The following is a 15647-nucleotide window of genomic DNA, read 5'->3' as shown; positions in this document are numbered from 1 at the left end:
CGGACGGCACGCGGCTCAGCCCTCGCCGAGCAGCGTGGCCAGCTCCGTCTCCCGCTCGGTGACCTGGGTGAGCAGTTGCTGCCCGATCTCGTCCAGGAGGCGGTCCGGGTCGTCCGGGGCCAGCTGGAGCATGTGGCCGATGGCGCTCTCCTCCAGCTCCTTGGCGAGCAGGGCGAGCAGTTCCTTGCGCTGGGCGAGCCATTCGAGGCGGTTGTAGAGCTCCTCGGCGCGGCTCGGGCCCCGCTTCAGCTCGGGCCCCTTGGCCCACTCCTCGGCGAGTTCGCGCAGCTCCGCCGCGTCGCCTCGGGCGTAGGCGGCGTTGACCCGGGTGATGAACTCCTCGCGCCGCTCGCGCTCCGTCTCCTCCTGGGCCAGGTCCGGGTGCGCCTTGCGGGCCAGGTCCCGGTAGAGCTTGCGGGCCTCCTCGCTGGGGCGGACCCGCTGCGGGGGGCGGACCGCCTGGTCCGTGAGCATCGCCACGGCCTCCGGGAACAGACCGCTGTCGTCCATCCAGCCGTGCAGCAGCTCCTCGACGCCGGGGATCGGCGCCAGCCGCGATCTGGCCTCCTCGGCGCGCCGCAGGTCGTCGGGGTCGCCGCTGCGGGCGGCCCTGGCCTCCAGGATCCGGGCGTCCAGGTCCTCGAGCCGGGCGTACAGCGGGCCGAGCTTCTGTTCGTGCAGCCGGGAGAAGTTCTCGATCTCGACGCGGAAGGTCTCCACCGCGATCTCGTACTCGATCAGCGCCTGCTCGGCGGCCCGCACGGCCCGCTCGAGCCGCTCCTCGGGCCGGGCCGCGTCACCTTCGGCGCGGGCCGCGTCGCCCTCGGGCGTCACCCGTTCCTCATCGGCGCCGCCACCGCCCTGCTCAGCTTCCGGGGTCGTCACCCGACCAGCCTAGGCCACGCCGCGCCCGCCCCCGTGCCCCGGACGGCCACCCGCCCGAGGCGTCCCCGGGGTCAGACGCCCGTCTCAGCGGCGACCTTCCCGGCCCGCACCCCCGCGAGCAGATCCGCGTGATCCGCCTCGGTCCGGTCCGCGTAGGCCACCGCGAACGCCGCCATCGCCTCGTCCAGCTCCTCGCTCTTGCCGCAGTACCCGGCGACGAGGCGGGGATCGGCGCTGTGGGCGTGCGCCCGGGCCAGGAGCGCGCCGGTCATCCGGCCGTAGTCGTCCATCTGGTCGGCGGCCAGCTCGGCCGGATCGACGCTGCCCTTGCGGTTGCGGAACTGGCGGACCTGGAAGGGGAAACCGTCGACCGTCGTCCAGCCCAGCAGGATGTCGCTGACGACCTGCATCCGCTTCTGGCCCAGCACGACCCGCCGGCCCTCGTGCACGGCCTCCGGCGCCTCGAAACCGGCGGTGACCAGATGCGGCACCAGCGCCGAGGACCGCGCCTCCTTCACCTGGAGCACCAGCGACTCGCCCCGGTGGTCCAGGAGCAGCACCACGTAGGACCGGGTGCCGACGCTGCCGGTGCCGACGACGCGGAACGCCACGTCGTGCACCGCGTGCCGGGCGAGCAGCGGGAGCCGGTCCTCCGGCAGGGTGCCGACGTACTCCTCCAGGGACGCGGCGACCGCCGCGGCCTCCGCGTCCGGGACGCGCCGCAGCACCGGCGGGGCGTCGACGAACCGGCGCCCTCCGCTCTCCGTGGCCTGCGTCGACTTGGCCGCGAAGCGGCCGCTCGTGTTGTGGCGAGCCTTCTCGGAGACCCGTTCCAGCGTGCCGACCAGGTCATGGGCGTCCGTGTGGGAGACGAGCTCCTCGTCCGCGATCGCGTTCCACGCGTCCAGCACCGGGAGCTTGGCCAGCAGCCGCATGGTGCGGCGGTAGGCGCCCACCGCGTCGTAGGCCGCCTTGCGGCACCGGTCCTCGTCCGCGCCGGCCTCCCGGCCCGCGAGCACCAGGGAGGCCGCGAGGCGCTTGAGGTCCCACTCCCAGGGGCCGTGCACCGTTTCGTCGAAGTCGTTCAGATCGATGACGAGACCGCCGCGCGCGTCGGCGTACAGGCCGAAATTGGCCGCGTGGGCGTCGCCGCAGATCTGGGCCCGGATCCGGGTCATGGGGGTGCGCGCCAGGTCGAAGGCCATGAGGCCCGCGGCGCCGCGCAGGAACGCGAACGGGGTGGCGGCCATGCGGCCCACCCGGATCGGGGCGAGCTCGGGGAGCCGGCCGCGGCCCGACTCCTCGACCGCGCTCACCGCGTCGGGCCGGGACGCGTCCAGGTCGAGCAAGGAGTGCGCACTCCGCGGGATGCGCTTGCGCAGGGCCTTGCCCTCGTCCTTGGGTGAGCCCTCGGCCGGCCAATCCGCGAAGCCGCGCACCCGGGGCAGCCGCCGGTCCGACCCGTCCGCCGCCCTGTCCTCGGCCGCCACATCAGCCCTGGTCATCCCAACCGCCTCCCCCGCACGCGCACGAACATCAACTCGTGCCGACCGTACATCCGGGCGGCCGAAACGCGTCAGACCCTGTGGACAACTCCCCGGCTGTGGACAACTCCCCGGCTCTGACAACTCCCCGGCCGTGGACACCTCACGCGGGAGCGGGCTGCACCCGCCCCTCCGCCACGCCCGCCACGCCCGCCACGCCCGCCACTTCGGCCAGCACCCGCTCCGCCCGCTCCACCGAGACGTCGAGCCGGGCCAGCACCGCGGGCACGCAGATACTCGGCAGGAAGTGCTCGAACATCACGACGACACGGCGTTCCAGATCCTGCCGCTGGCAGCGCAGCTGGGACAGCAGCTGCACGCCCGAGAAGCTGCCGACCAGCAGCTCGGCCGTCTCCGCCACGTCGACATGGCGCAGCAGTTCGCCCTGCGCCTTGGCCTCGGCCAGCCGCTGCACGTTCTGGTCGAACCACATCCCGAAGGCCTGCGCGCGGTCGAGGTCCATGGCCCCCTGGTCGAGGGCGAGCCCCACACTGGCCCGCACCAGCGGCTCGGACCGCAGCCGGCGGGCCAGCACCAGACCGGAGTCGACGAGTTCCTGGAGCTTGCTGGACTGCGGCGGCAGGGTGATCGCGAGCTGCTCCTCGAACACCCCGATCGCGAGCTCCTCCTTGGAGCCGAAATGGAAGTACAGCGCACCCTTGGTGACGCCCGCCCGGTCCAGGATCTCTCCGATGGTCGCCGAGGTGTAGCCGCGTTCGTCGAAGACGGCCGCCGCCGCCTCCAGGATGGTCCGCCGGGTGCGGATCGCGCGCTCCTGTCGCGCCATCGGGTGCCTCCTGATCTCCGTCGATCCCTGTGAAGTCACTGTGCAGCGGGGGCGCGGGAGCCTGTCCCAGCGGCTTGGCTCACCCTTTGAAAAAAACCGGCTCGTCCGTATCTTAGTCAAACGTCCAAGTCAAACACCGACCGCAGCCAGGCAGCCGATCCTGGGGGTTCTCATGCCGCAGACAGGACCTTTAAGCGCACCCACGGACGATCAGACCGGACGCGAGGCCCCTCCGGCAAACAGAACCGTTGCGGCCGTCGAGAACGCGCCACAAGCCGAGCGAGGACCCCACACCGCCGTCACCACGGACCTCGCCCACCGCACCACCGACACCGACGTCTTCCCCACCCGGTGGCGCCGAATCTCCGACGCCCGCTTCCGCTTCACCGCGCACTGGCCCGCCGCCCACCCCTTCTTCGGCCCCGTGGACGACCGCCACCAGGACCCGATGATCGTCGGCGAAACGTTGCGGCAGGCCTCGATGGTGCTCGCCCACGCCGAGTACGGCGCCCCGGCCGACACCCACTTCGTCATGTGGGACCTGACGGTCCACGCAGACCCGTCCGCGCTCCCGCTGTCGGACGCCGCCGAACCGGTCACCATCGACGTCGTGTGCTCCGAGGTGCGCCGCCGCGGCCGCGGCCTGAGCAGCATGCGGACCACCATGGAGTTCCGCCGCGCGGGACGCTTCGTCGCCCGCGGCACCGGCAGCACCGGCTGTACCTCGCCGCTCGCCTACCGCCGGCTGCGCGAGCGGCAGTTGACAGCCCTGGAGACTCCGGTGCCGCTGCTGGAGGGCATCGCGCCCGAGCTCGCCGGCCGCTCCCGCGCCGAGGACGTCGTCCTCGCCCCCGCCGACCGCCCCGGTGTCTGGCTGCTGCGCGTCGACACCCGCCACCCGGTCCTCTTCCCCCGGCCCAACGACCATGTGCCGGGCATGGCCCTGTTCGAGGCGGCCCGCCAGGCCGCGACCGCCGCGACCGGCCTGCACCCCTTCCTGCCCCGCGCGATGACGGCCACCTTCGCCCGGTACGCCGAGCTGCACAGCCCCTGCCTGCTGGAGACCGAGGTGCTCGGCGCGGACCCGGGGGAGGTGACCGTACGGGTCTCGGGGCGGCAGAACGGCGAGTCCGTCTTCACCGCCACCCTGACCTCCGCACGGCCCGCCCGGGTACGGTCGCTGTCGTGACGGCCAACCTTCTGATCACGGGCGCGAGCGGCTTCGTCGGCAGCCAGGTGGCCGCCGCCGCGCACCGGCAGCCCGACGTGCGCGTACGGCAGTTGTCCCGGCGGACACCGCCGGGCCCCGAAACCGTCCACGGCGACCTGAGCGACCCGGCCTCCCTGCGCGGCGCCTGCGCGGACACCGACGTCCTGGTGCATTGCGCCACCCGGATCAGCGGCGACCCCGAGACCCTCGAAGCCGTCAACGACCTGGGCACCCGCGCCCTGGTCGAGGAGGCCGTGCGATCCGGGGTGGGCCGGATCGTGTACGTGAGCACGGCCGCCGTGTACGGCCGGGGCCCCTTCCGCGGCGTACGCCCCGGGGAGGTGCCGATCGCGCCCGCGTCGGCCACCAGCCGCACCCGGGCCGCCGCCGAACGGCACGTCCTCGACGCCGGCGGCCTGGTGCTGCGACCGCACCTCGTCTACGGCGAGGGCGACCGCTGGGTCGTCCCCGGACTGGTCTGGCTGCTGGGCGAGTTGTCGGCGACCCTGTCCGGCTGCCAGGCGCTCCAGTCGATGATCGACGTCACCACCCTGGGCCGTGCGGTGGTGGCAGCGGCCCTGTCCCCGGCGCACGGCGGCGGTGTGCAGCACGTCAACCACCCCGAGCCGGTCGGGGTCCCGGACCTGCTCGGCGCCGTGAGCGCGCGGCTGGAGGTGCCCGGCGCCGATGCGGCGGTGGACGTCGCCACCGCCCTGGAACGGGCCGCCGGGACACCGCTCGCCCTCCATCACCTCGGCATGCTCACGGTCGACCACTGGTTCGTGGACGACGGCTTCTGGAAGGACCTCGACTGCTCGCCCGGCGAGGGCTTCACGGCGGCCTTCGCACGGGCGGCACCTTGGTACCGCTCGTTCCTCCGGGAGCGGAGCGCTACCTGACCCCACCCGCCTCCTACGTACGGGGGCCGTGCAGCAGTACGGGCAGCTCCTGGTGCCCCGTCGAGATGATGGAGCGCAGCCGCTTCGGCGGGCGGGACGGGTCGGCCAGGGCCAGTCGCGGGAAGCGGTCGAAGAGGGACGTCAGGGCCGCCGTCGCCTCGGCCATGGCCAGCGGCCGGCCCAGGCAGTGGTGCACGCCGTGGCCGAAGGACACATGGTCGCGGCTGGTGGCACGGGTGAGGTCGAACCGCTCGGCGTCCGGGCCGTGCCGCTCGGGGTCGCGTCCGGCACCGGCGAAGGAGACCACGAGCGGGTCGCCCTTGGGGATCGTCAGCCCCGGTTCGATCTCGATGTCCTCGACGGCGTAGCGCAAGCCGGACATGGCGCCCGGCGCCTCGAGGCGCAGCGACTCCTCGAGGGCGTCCTCCCAGGTGGCCCGCCCGGAGCGGACCAGTTCGAGCTGGTCGGGGTGGGTGAGCAGGCTGTGCACGGTGTTGTCGATGAGGTTGACGGTCGTCTCGAAACCCGCGGTGAGCAGCAGGATCAGGTTGTCCATCAACTCCTGTTCGCTGAGGCTGCCTTCGTCGCGGGCGGCGATGAGGGCCGTCGTCAGGTCGTCGGCCGGGTGGGCGCGCTTGTCCTGGAGGAACGCGGTGAGCGTGCCGTACAGCTCCACCCCGTTGGCCTGGGCGTCCTCCAGGGAGATCGCCGTGTCGAAGAAGCGGTTGATGATGCGGTACAGGGCATCGCGCGGACCGTCCTCGCCGGGCGGTACGCCGAAGAGTTCGCACACCACCTCGTGCGGCACCGCCGCCGCGAACGCCGCCCGCAGGTCGACGACTTCGCCCTCCGGGATCCGCTCCAGGTCGTCCAAGGCCCGGTCGACGATCTCCTGGACGCGCGGGAGCAGCGCCTCGACGCGCCGCTTGGTGAAGGCGGCGGCCATCGGCTTGCGCAGCCGACTGTGGTCGGTGCCGTAGGCGGTGACCATGTTGCGCACCGAGACCCAGATCGCGAGCGGCCAGGTGCGGGAGATGTCCCCGTTGATCCAGGCCGGCCAGTGCCGGAAGGCGTCCTTGCTCGTCTCGGGGCCGGCCAGGAGCCGCTTGTTCAGCTCCAGGCCGTTGATCCACCACGCCCGTACGCCGCCGGGGAGTTCCACTTCGACGGCCGGACCCTGGGTCCGGATCCGGGATATCTCGCCGTAGAGGTCCTCGCCTGACGGGTCGATCGTCAGGAAGGGACAGGCCTGCTGTGCCATGACACTTCGCTCCTTGGTCCAGAGGCTGGGGGACCATGGTGCGATCCGGCCACCGAAAAAACTTGCCATCCGGTTTGTTTTGGCCACTGCTTCACAGAGTGTTGGCCAGGGGCAGACACGTCTCCGCGCGATCGGCATCCACCGGAGCCGGGCAGGTGCCCGCCGGATCCAGCACACCGGCCAGGTGCGGCGCGGCCACGCTCGGCAGGAGCAGCTGCCACAGGTCGGTCACCGAGGGGCGGGCGAGCCTGTCGTGGTCCTCGCGGGCCAGCACCTCGATGCCGGTGGTGGCGGCCAGGACGACGGCGCCGGTGCGGTGCGGCGGCACACCGGCGGCGAGTTCACCCTGCCGCTCCGCCTCGGCGAGCAGGTCGTCCACGCACTCCCGCCACTCCCGGCGCAGATCACGCACCCGCCCGGCCGCCGCCTCGGCGTTCAGCCGTAACCCCGCCCGCACCACGCTGTCGGCGCACAGCAGCCGGGCGACCTGGTGTGTGACGTCCACAAGGCGCTGCAGGGCGCATCCGTCGCCTTCCCGGACCCGGGCCGCCGCCCGGCGCAGGGCACGGGCGGCCGCGTGCTCGACGGCCTCGGCGACAGCGGCCTTGTTCGCGAAGTGGAAGTGCAGCGCTCCGGAGCTGACCCCGGCCCCCGCGCTGATCTCCGCCAGGTTGGCCTGGACGTATCCCCGTGCCTCGAAGTGCCCGGCCGCCGAACGGATCAGCGCGAGACGGGTCCGGACGGCCCGGTCCTGTTTGGTCACCGGTGGCTCCCCTGGAGGGCTCTGATGGCGGCGCGATGAAAACCAACTCGCTGGCTTTATACAACGCGCCTACGACACACCGGACTTGGGGCCGCATCTGGGGCCACCCGCTGTCCCGGACCGGGGCGGCCTAGGCCCGCAGAAACGCCAGCACCGCCAGCACCCGGCGGTGGGTCTCGTCCGCCGGGGGCAGGTCGAGCTTCATGAGGATGCCGGAGATGTGCTTGCCCACGGCCGCTTCGGAGACGACCAGTTCGCGGGCGATCGCGCTGTTGGACCGGCCCTGCGCGATCAGCGCCAGCACCTCCCGCTCGCGCGGGGTGAGCCGCTCCAGCGGGTCGCGGCGACGGCGCAGCAACTGCCGCACGACCTCGGGGTCGACGACCGTACCGCCGTCGGCCACCTCGCCGAGCGCCTCGACGAACTCCTCGACCTGGCCGACCCGGTCCTTCAGCAGATAGCCGACGCCGGTGCCGTCGCCGGAGTCCAGCAGCTCGGCGGCGTACCGGCGCTGCACGTACTGGCTGAGCACCAGGACGGGCAGGGTGGGCCGCTCCTGGCGCAGCCGCACGGCCGCGTGCAGGCCCTCGTCCTGGAAGCCGGGCGGCATCCGTACGTCCGTCACGACCACGTCCGGCGTGTGCTCCCCGACCGCCGTGACCAGCGCCTCGGCGTCCCCCACGGCGGCGACGACCTCGTGCCCGCAGCGGCCGAGCAGCCCGACGAGCCCGTCCCGCAGCAGCACGCTGTCCTCGGCCAGGACCACACGCAGCGGCCGGTCAACTCGCAGGGTCACAGGGGATCTCCACACACAGCAGGGTCGGTCCGCCGGGCGGGCTGGACAGGGTGAGTCTGCCATCGAGCACCGACACCCGGTCGGCGAGTCCGGTCAGTCCGCTGCCCGCACCGGCCCGCGCACCCCCGCGCCCGTCGTCCCGGACCAGGAGGAACAGCCGGCCGTCGCGGTGCCCGCCGCTCACCTGAGCCCGGCTCGCCCCGCTGTGCCGGCCCACATTGGCGAGCGCCTCACACACCACGAAGTACGCGGCGGCCTCCACCGCCTGCGAGAGCCGCCCGGGCAGCTCCAGGTCGACGTCCACGGGCACGGCCGAGCGGTCGGCGGCGTCGGCGACGGCGGCTTCGAGGCCGTAGTCGGCGAGAACCTTGGGGTGGATGCCGTGGATGAGCTCGCGCAGTTCCGCGAGGGCCGTGCCCGCCTGCTCGTGGGCCTTGGCGAGCTGGTCGGCCAGCGGGCCGGGCGGCGCGTCGAGGCGGGCCAGGCCGAGCGTCATCGTCAGGGCGACGAGCCGCTGCTGGGCCCCGTCGTGCAGATCGCGCTCGATCCGTCGCCGCTCCGCCTCGAAGGCGTCCACCAACCGCACCCGGGAACGGGCCAGTTCGACCACCCTGGCCCCCAGGTCGGCCTCGCGCGGCGCGATCAGCAGCCGCGTCAGCCCGGCCCGGGCCCCGGCCACGACCCCCAGCAGATAGGCGCCCAGGACGAGGAGGACCAGCCCGAGGAGAGCGAACCCGAAGGCGGCCGGCCAGCCGGTGACGAGCCACACCTTGAGCACCTTCGCCTCGCCGAAGACGGCCAGGAGCACCGGCGTGGCGACCACCGTCAAGGGGCACAAAAGCCCGACCGCGAGCGCGAGGGCGTCGACCGGCCACAGCAGCCCCGCGAACAGCAGGGCATGGCCGAACTCCCGCCAGGTGGCCCGTTCCCGCAGCCGGGTCGTCAGCCAGGCCCGCAGGCCCGGGTCGCCGGGCGGCTCGTGCGGGTCGGGCGCAGGCTCCGGGTCGACCAGCCGCAGCCGCAGCCGCTCCAGCGCCGCCACCGGGATGCCCGCCAGGACCGTGCACAGGAGCAGCGGCAGCCCCACCAGCGCGAGCGCGAGCACCCCGCCCGCGACCGCCGACAGCACGATGCCCACGAGTACGACGACTCCGGTCACCGTGCCGGTGAGCAGATACGCGGCGGACCGCCAGGGCCACGCCGACAGCGCGTAGCCGGGGCAAGACAGGGCCTGCCACATGTTCCGAGGGTGCATGGGGATCACCGTAGAAGCCGGTCGGGAGGCCTGCCATGGGATCAGACGGAGGCCCGACGGTATGCCTGGCCCTACCCCAGGTCTAGGCCCCGCCGCACTGCGCCGGCCCACCCTCGCGGGGTTCAGTCGAAGCCCGGTCAGTCGACGCGAGGTAGGGACATGAACGCCATCCAGCTGGACTCGGTCACCAGGACATACGGCCCCGTGACGGCACTCGACGGAGTGTCGCTCTCGTTCCCCGCCGGGACCTTCACCGCCGTCATGGGCCCCTCCGGCTCCGGCAAGTCGACCCTGCTCCAGTGCGCCGCGGGCTTGGACCGGCCCACCTCCGGCTCGGTCACGATCGGCGGCACGGAACTGACCGGCCTGAGCGAACGGCGGCTGACCCTGCTGCGCCGCGAGCGCGTCGGGTTCGTCTTCCAGGCGTTCAACCTGCTGCCCTCCCTGACCGCCGAGCAGAACGTGGCCCTGCCCCTGCGCCTGGCCGGCCGCCGTGTCCCGAAGGCCCGGGTGCGTCAGGCGCTCCAGCAGGTCGGCCTCGCCGACCGGGCCCGGCACCGACCGTCCCAGCTCTCCGGCGGCCAGCAGCAACGCGTCGCCCTGGCCCGGGCATTGATCACCCGCCCCGAGGTCCTGTTCGGCGACGAGCCGACCGGTGCGCTGGACACCCGGACCGGCCGTGAGGTGCTCGGCCTGCTGCGCGGCATGGTCGACGTCGAGGGCCAGACGGTCGTCATGGTCACCCACGACCCGGTCGCCGCCGCGTACGCCGACCGCGTGGTCTTCCTCGTGGACGGGCGCGTCCACGGGGAGTTGACCGCCCCGGACGCCGAGACCGTCGCGGCGCGTATGGCCCGTCTGGAGGCGGCGCCGTGCGTATCACCCGCCTGAGGTCGATCGCCGCGCGCCTGCCCCGTCTGAAGGCCGTCGCCGCGCTGACGCCCCGCCGGAAGGCCATCGCCGCGCACCCGCAACCCCCGAAGGCCTCCGCCGCCCGTACGCGCCGCCCGAAGGCCGCCGCCCACACACCCCACCCGAAGGCCACCGCCGCGCGCCCGCCCCACCCGCAGGCCGTCGCCGTACGCCCACCCCACCCAAAGGCCCTCCCATGCTGAGCATCGCCCTCCGCACCCTGCGCACCCGCTGGGTCACCTTCACCGGCAGCTTCGTCGCGCTCTCGCTCGGCGTGGCCCTGCTCACCGTGATGGGCCTGGCCCTGGCCTCCTCCGCCACCGCACCGGAGCGCGGACCCGAACGCTTCGCCGCCGCCCCGGTCGTCGTCAAGGGCCAGGACACCCTGCGCGTACCGACCCCGAACGGCGACCGCACGTCACGGCTCGCCCACCCGCGCCCGGTACCCGCCGCAACGGTCGAGAAGTTGCGGAAGCTGGGGCCGGCCATCGCGGACCGCTCCTTTCCCGTACGCACCGCGGGCGCCCCCGCCGACCTGGTCGGCCACCCCTGGTCCACCGCCGCGTTCGCCCCCTACGACCTCGCCGGCGGCCGCGCACCCCGCACCGCCGACGAGGCAGCCGTCACCGGCGACTGGGCCCGCCCGGGCCAACGACTCCGCACCGACCGGGGCACCGTACGCGTCGTCGGCACCCTGACCTCCCGCGGCTTCGAGAACGCCGTGTTCTTCACCGACGCCCGCGCCGCCGAACTGTCCCCTCCGGTGCACCAGTTGGCGGTCACGGCGGACCCGGCGGCCGTGCGGAAGGCCGTGGGCGACAGCGCCCGGGTCCTCACCGGGAACGCGCGCCGCCTCGCCGACGCCGATCCCGACCGGGACAGCGAGGCGCTCACCGCGATGAACTCCCTGTTCGGCACCGCCGGGGGCGTCACCGCCTTCGTGTCGGTGTTCGTCGTGGCGTCGACCTTCGCCTTCGCGGTCGCCCAGCGGCGCCGGGAGTTCGCCCTGCTGCGCACCTCCGGAGCGACCCCGGGCCAGATCCGCCGGACCGTCCTCGTCGAGGCGCTCGCCGTCGGCACCCTCGCCTCGGCCGCCGGCTGCGCCCTCGGCTCCTACGGGGCACCGCCGCTGGCCGCCCGGGTGGCCGCCGAGGGCCTCGCCCCCACCTGGTTCACCATCGGCGACCACACCTGGCCCTACCACGTGGCCTTCTGGACGGGCCTGCTCGTGGCCCTCGGCGGAGCGACCGCGGCCTCCTGGCGGGCCGGCCGCACCGCCCCCACCGCAGCCCTGCGCGACGCCTCCGCGGACAGCGGGACCCTGACGCCCGGCCGCCTGCTGTGCGGTACGGCCCTCCTCCTGACCGCCGCGGTGACGCTGGCCCTCGCCCTCACCGACGCCCCGGGCGACCTCCTCCAGCGCAAGACGTACATCACCCGCCCGATGCTGCTGATCACCGCGACCGCCCTGCTGGCCCCGCTCGTCCTTCGCCCCCTGACCCGGCTGCTCACCTGGTTGCCCGCCCTCCTGCCCGGTGCCGGCGGCCTGCTGGTCCGCGAGAACACCGCCGCCGGGGTACGCCGTACCGCCGCGCTCGCGGCCCCCGTCCTGGTCACGGTCGCCCTCGCGGGTTCCCTGCTCGGCGCGACCGCGACCCTCAACGGGGCGAAGGCCACCGAGGCGAGCGAGCGCACCACCGCCGCCTTCGTCGTCACCCCGGCGGCCGGGACGGCCTTCGACACCGCCACCCTGCGCCGACTGCGCGCGGTACCGGGAGCCGAGGTGTCACCGACGTCCACGACGGCCGTCCACGTCCTGGAGGACGGCGTGGCCCTCGTCCGCTCCGAGGCCCGCGCCGCGACCCCCGCCCTCCTGGCGGCCACCGCACGCCTTCCGCTCAGCGCGGGCAGCACGAACGACCTCGACGACGAATCGATCATCGTCAACGAGGAGTGGCAGCGGCACCGGGTCGGCGAGCGGGTCCGGGTGTGGCTCGGCGACGGCACACCGCGCACCCTGCGGATCGCCGCCGTGATGTCCACCGGCACCGGCGACAACGGCGTCTACGTCACCCCGCGCAACGCCCCGGGCGCCACGGCCGACCGCGTCGACGTGGCCCTGGCCGACGGCGCGGACCCGGACGCCGTCGCCACCGCCCTGCATCGGGCGATCGGCACCGGCGACGGGCAGGTCCTCACCCGGCAGGAATGGCTCGGCGCCACCGCCCCCGGCACCCAGCGCACCACCCGCCTCGGCCTCCTGCTCGTCCTCGGCATCGCCCTCCTCTACACGGGCATCTCCGTGGCCAACACCACGGTCATGGCCACCTCCGACCGGATCCGCGACCTGGCCGTGCTGCGGCTGACCGGGGCCACCCGATGGCAGGTCCTGCGGCTGACCGGCGCCGAGGCCCTGACGGTCGTGGCGGCCGGCACGCTCCTCGGCCTCCTGGCCGCCGTCGTCAACCTGGCCGGCATGTGGAGCGCCCTCGCGCTGCTGTCGGTCCGGCCCGCCCTCACCCTCCCGTGGCAGGCCCTCGGCACCACAGCGGCCGCCTGCGCGCTCCTGGCCGTCGTCTCCGCGACATTCCCCGCCGCGGTCGCCCTGCGCCGCCGCCCGGTGGAACTGGCAGGCGTACGGGAATGACACCCCGAGGACGGGTGGATCTCATCATGAGACCAATAGACATGAGACCAGTGAACGGGCCAATAAAGTGGAGCCATGCGACGGACCTCGTTCGACACCTGGCCCTGCTCCATCGCCCGCACCGCCGACATCCTGGGCGACGCCTGGACCCTGCTGGTGCTGCGCGAGGTCTTCTACGGCGAGTCCCGCTTCGACGGTTTCATCGGCTCGCTCGGCATCGCCCGCAACACCCTCACCGACCGGCTGCGCCGCCTGGAGTCCGAGGGCCTCCTGGAGCGGCGCGTCTACCAGACCGACCCGGTGCGCCACGAGTACCTGCTGACGGACAAGGGGCGTGACTTCTTCGGCGTCCTCGCCGCGATCAACGCCTGGGGCGACCGCTGGCTGGCCGGCGACGAGGGCACCCCGGTCGTCCTGCGCCACACGTCCTGCGACCACGACACCCAGGCCCGGGTCGTCTGCTCCTCCTGCGGCGAGCCCCTGCGCCACCGGGACCTGAGCGCCCGCACCGGCCCCGGCTACCCGCCCCGCCTCCTGGACGACCCCGCCGTCCAGGAGCGTTTCGCCCCCGGACGGACCCTGGGAAACGGCGGCCGGGCCTAGGACTTCGCCCTGACCAGCCCGGCGTCGTAGGCGGTGATCACGGCCTGGATCCGGTCACGGGCCCCGATCTTGGCGAGGACCCGTCCGACGTGCTTCTTCACCGTGGACTCGCTGAGCACGAGCCGCTCGGCGATCTCCGTGTTGGTCCAGCCCTGCCCGATCGCGACCAGCACCTCGCGTTCGCGGTCACTGAGGGCCCCCAGCCGCGGGTCCGGCACGGGGGTGTCGGCCGGTGCCAGGACCTGATGGGCGTAGGCGTCCAGCAGGCGCCGGGCCAGCCGGGGAGCCACCACGGCGTCGCCGGTCGCGACCGCGTGGATGCCGGCGACGAGTTCCTCGGGCCGGGCGTCCTTGAGCAGGAAGCCGCTGGCCCCGGCCCGCAGCCCCTCGTAGGCGTACTCGTCCAGGTCGAAGGTCGTCACGATGAGGACGCGGGTGCGGCCGCCGGACGCGACGATCCGGCGGGCCTGCCGGCCGCGCCGCATCCGCCCCAGGACGACCCACCGGACCCGACAACTCAAGGCGAGGACCCGGCAGCCGTGAGATAGCTCACGCGCGAGGCCCGTCGTGGGGCCTGACCAGGCTGTGTGATGCCTCACAGGGGTCACGGCAACGAGAAACGGGCCCCTGCCGTGACTTCCGTCACCGGCAGAGACCCGTTTCATCGGTTCTCACTGTGCGCGAGGGGGGAGTTGAACCCCCACGCCCTTGCGGGCACTGGAACCTGAATCCAGCGCGTCTGCCTATTCCGCCACCCGCGCATTTGGGTGTGTCCTGGGCTCCTGTCCCTTGCGGGCCGGGCGCCTTCCGACACCCAGAACATTAGCACGCAGCACGGGGTGGGTTCACATCCCTTGTCCCCGCAGGCAGACCCGCCCCCGAACCTTCGATGCCCTGGCCACGTATCAACACGCACTGCTTCACGTATCAACCTCGTACCGGTACCCCTTGTCTCCCCAGGAGGCGGTCCGGGTCCACAGCCCGGTGCGGGACACTGGTCCACAGCCGCCTCTACGATCCTTGGCAGGAGTGAGTTCGAAGAAGAGCTCCACAGGGAACCTCGTCATGCGTCGACACCCGTCGGCCGCACCGACAGGGGGAACCAGCCGATCGACCGGCGCGTGGATACGATCAGTAAGCAGTACCAGCAGTACCCGGCAAGCGGCCCGCAGGGCAGTACACAGGACGGCAGCCAAGGAGGAGGTGCCCCATGGGAGTCCTGAAGAAGTTCGAGCAACGTCTCGAAGGTCTGGTCAACGGCACCTTTGCCAAGGTGTTCAAGTCCGAGGTCCAGCCCGTGGAGATCGCTGGAGCGCTCCAGCGCGAGTGCGACAACAACGCCACCATCTGGAACCGCGACCGGACGGTCGTGCCCAACGACTTCATCGTCGAGCTGAGCACACCGGACTTCGAGCGGCTCAGCCCCTACTCCGGCCAGCTCGGCGACGAGCTCGCCGGCATGGTGCGCGACTACGCCAAGCAGCAGCGCTACACCTTCATGGGCCCGATCAAGGTCCATCTGGAGAAGGCGGACGACCTCGACACCGGTCTGTACCGGGTGCGCAGCCGTACGCTCGCCTCCTCCAGCAGCCAGCAGGACGGCCCGGGAGGCGGCGCCGCGCCCGCCGCCCCGCAGGGCGGACGCGCCGGCGGTGGCTACGGCTACCCGCCGGCCGCCGGATCGCCCGCGGGCGCCCCGCCCATGCCGTCCGCGCCGCCCCCCGGCGGCCGCCCCGGCGGGTACGGCTACCCGCAGCCCGCAAGCGGCCAGCGGCCTCCCGCCGCCCCGGCCTCCGGCGGGCGTACCCGCCACTGGATCGAGATCAACGGCACCCGCCATCAGATCTCCCGCGCGACACTCGTGATGGGCCGCAGCACCGACGCCGACGTGCGGATCGACGACCCCGGCGTCTCCCGCCGGCACTGCGAGATCCGGACCGGAACGCCCTCGACGATCCAGGATCTCGGATCCACCAACGGCATCGTGGTGGACGGGCAGCACACCACCCGCGCTACGCTCCGCGACGGCTCGCGGATCGTCGTGGGCAGCACCACCATCATTTACCGGCAAGCCGAAGGGTGAAG

The 15647-nt window shown here is 73.3% G+C and carries 15 protein-coding genes and 1 tRNA gene; 7 read left to right on the top strand and 9 right to left on the bottom strand.

Features of this window, described 5'->3' with window-relative positions; translation table 11 throughout:
- Positions 1-15: 15 nt before the first annotated feature.
- The 3 genes from ACFT4A_RS36205 to ACFT4A_RS36195 all read right to left on the bottom strand — a co-directional run bounded on the left by ACFT4A_RS36205 (position 16) and on the right by ACFT4A_RS36195 (position 3216).
- On the bottom strand, positions 16-885 hold the full coding sequence (locus ACFT4A_RS36205) for a hypothetical protein (RefSeq protein ID WP_382839154.1): 870 nt from the start codon (positions 883-885) through the stop codon (positions 16-18).
- A 71-nt stretch (positions 886-956) separates the two neighbouring features.
- The gene (locus tag ACFT4A_RS36200) at positions 957-2390 is read right to left on the bottom strand and encodes a DUF2252 domain-containing protein (protein WP_382839151.1); all 1434 of its coding nucleotides are present in this window, start codon (positions 2388-2390) and stop codon (positions 957-959) included.
- A 142-nt stretch (positions 2391-2532) separates the two neighbouring features.
- Positions 2533-3216 carry a ScbR family autoregulator-binding transcription factor gene (locus ACFT4A_RS36195; protein ID WP_382839150.1) on the bottom strand — a complete coding sequence of 228 codons (684 nt, stop codon included), beginning with the start codon at positions 3214-3216 and terminating at the stop codon, positions 2533-2535.
- 172 nt (positions 3217-3388) lie between these two features.
- Here ACFT4A_RS36195 and ACFT4A_RS36190 point away from each other — a divergent pair, with 172 nt between their 5' ends.
- Both ACFT4A_RS36190 and ACFT4A_RS36185 read left to right on the top strand, forming a co-directional pair.
- Positions 3389-4405 carry a ScbA/BarX family gamma-butyrolactone biosynthesis protein gene (locus ACFT4A_RS36190; protein WP_382839147.1) on the top strand — a complete coding sequence of 339 codons (1017 nt, stop codon included), beginning with the start codon at positions 3389-3391 and terminating at the stop codon, positions 4403-4405.
- Entirely contained in the window at positions 4402-5325 is a 924-nt protein-coding gene (locus ACFT4A_RS36185) for an NAD-dependent epimerase/dehydratase family protein (protein ID WP_382839144.1), read from the top strand. The genes ACFT4A_RS36190 and ACFT4A_RS36185 overlap by 4 nt, the downstream gene beginning before the upstream one ends.
- Before the next feature lie 13 nt (positions 5326-5338).
- Here ACFT4A_RS36185 and ACFT4A_RS36180 read toward each other — a convergent pair whose 3' ends face one another.
- The 4 genes from ACFT4A_RS36180 to ACFT4A_RS36165 form a co-directional block, all read right to left on the bottom strand.
- Complete coding sequence (locus ACFT4A_RS36180) at positions 5339-6586, bottom strand: cytochrome P450 (RefSeq protein ID WP_382839141.1); 1248 nt, start codon at positions 6584-6586, stop codon at positions 5339-5341.
- 91 nt (positions 6587-6677) lie between these two features.
- A complete protein-coding gene (locus ACFT4A_RS36175; RefSeq protein ID WP_382839139.1) occupies positions 6678-7349 on the bottom strand; it encodes a ScbR family autoregulator-binding transcription factor in 672 nt (223 codons plus the stop codon).
- Between the two features lie 130 nt (positions 7350-7479).
- A complete protein-coding gene (locus ACFT4A_RS36170) occupies positions 7480-8139 on the bottom strand; it encodes a response regulator (RefSeq protein ID WP_382839206.1) in 660 nt (219 codons plus the stop codon).
- Positions 8129-9400: a sensor histidine kinase gene (locus ACFT4A_RS36165; RefSeq protein WP_382839136.1), complete on the bottom strand. Its 1272-nt coding sequence runs from the start codon at positions 9398-9400 to the stop codon at positions 8129-8131. The genes ACFT4A_RS36170 and ACFT4A_RS36165 overlap by 11 nt, the downstream gene beginning before the upstream one ends.
- 159 nt (positions 9401-9559) lie before the next feature.
- Between ACFT4A_RS36165 and ACFT4A_RS36160 the strand changes: the two genes are divergently transcribed.
- The 4 genes from ACFT4A_RS36160 (at position 9560) to ACFT4A_RS36145 (ending at position 13562) form a co-directional block, all read left to right on the top strand.
- Positions 9560-10291 carry an ABC transporter ATP-binding protein gene (locus tag ACFT4A_RS36160; protein WP_382839134.1) on the top strand — a complete coding sequence of 244 codons (732 nt, stop codon included), beginning with the start codon at positions 9560-9562 and terminating at the stop codon, positions 10289-10291.
- Positions 10273-10515 carry a hypothetical protein gene (locus ACFT4A_RS36155; protein ID WP_382839131.1) on the top strand — a complete coding sequence of 81 codons (243 nt, stop codon included), beginning with the start codon at positions 10273-10275 and terminating at the stop codon, positions 10513-10515. Before ACFT4A_RS36160 ends, ACFT4A_RS36155 begins: the two co-directional genes overlap by 19 nt.
- Positions 10509-12959 (top strand): FtsX-like permease family protein, encoded by a 2451-nt coding sequence (locus tag ACFT4A_RS36150; RefSeq protein WP_382839128.1) that lies wholly within the window; start codon positions 10509-10511, stop codon positions 12957-12959. Before ACFT4A_RS36155 ends, ACFT4A_RS36150 begins: the two co-directional genes overlap by 7 nt.
- A 75-nt stretch (positions 12960-13034) precedes the next feature.
- Positions 13035-13562, top strand: a complete 528-nt coding sequence (locus tag ACFT4A_RS36145; protein ID WP_382839125.1) for a winged helix-turn-helix transcriptional regulator — start codon at positions 13035-13037, stop codon at positions 13560-13562.
- Here ACFT4A_RS36145 and ACFT4A_RS36140 read toward each other — a convergent pair.
- Positions 13559-14047, bottom strand: coding sequence for a LuxR C-terminal-related transcriptional regulator (locus tag ACFT4A_RS36140; protein ID WP_382839204.1), 489 nt, complete (start codon positions 14045-14047; stop codon positions 13559-13561). The genes ACFT4A_RS36145 and ACFT4A_RS36140 overlap by 4 nt on opposite strands.
- A gap of 192 nt (positions 14048-14239) precedes the next feature.
- Positions 14240-14323, bottom strand: a tRNA-Leu gene (locus ACFT4A_RS36135).
- Between the two features lie 449 nt (positions 14324-14772).
- On the opposite strand from ACFT4A_RS36135, the gene ACFT4A_RS36130 reads away from it, so the two are divergent.
- The gene (locus ACFT4A_RS36130) at positions 14773-15645 is read left to right on the top strand and encodes an FhaA domain-containing protein (protein ID WP_382839123.1); all 873 of its coding nucleotides are present in this window, start codon (positions 14773-14775) and stop codon (positions 15643-15645) included.
- Positions 15646-15647: the final 2 nt, after the last annotated feature.

This window comes from Streptomyces sp. NPDC057099 (assembly GCF_042671245.1).
Taxonomy (GTDB): domain Bacteria; phylum Actinomycetota; class Actinomycetes; order Streptomycetales; family Streptomycetaceae; genus Streptomyces; species Streptomyces purpurascens.
Note: the sequence above shows the minus strand (reverse complement) of the source record. Positions and strands in the feature narration are given on the sequence as shown.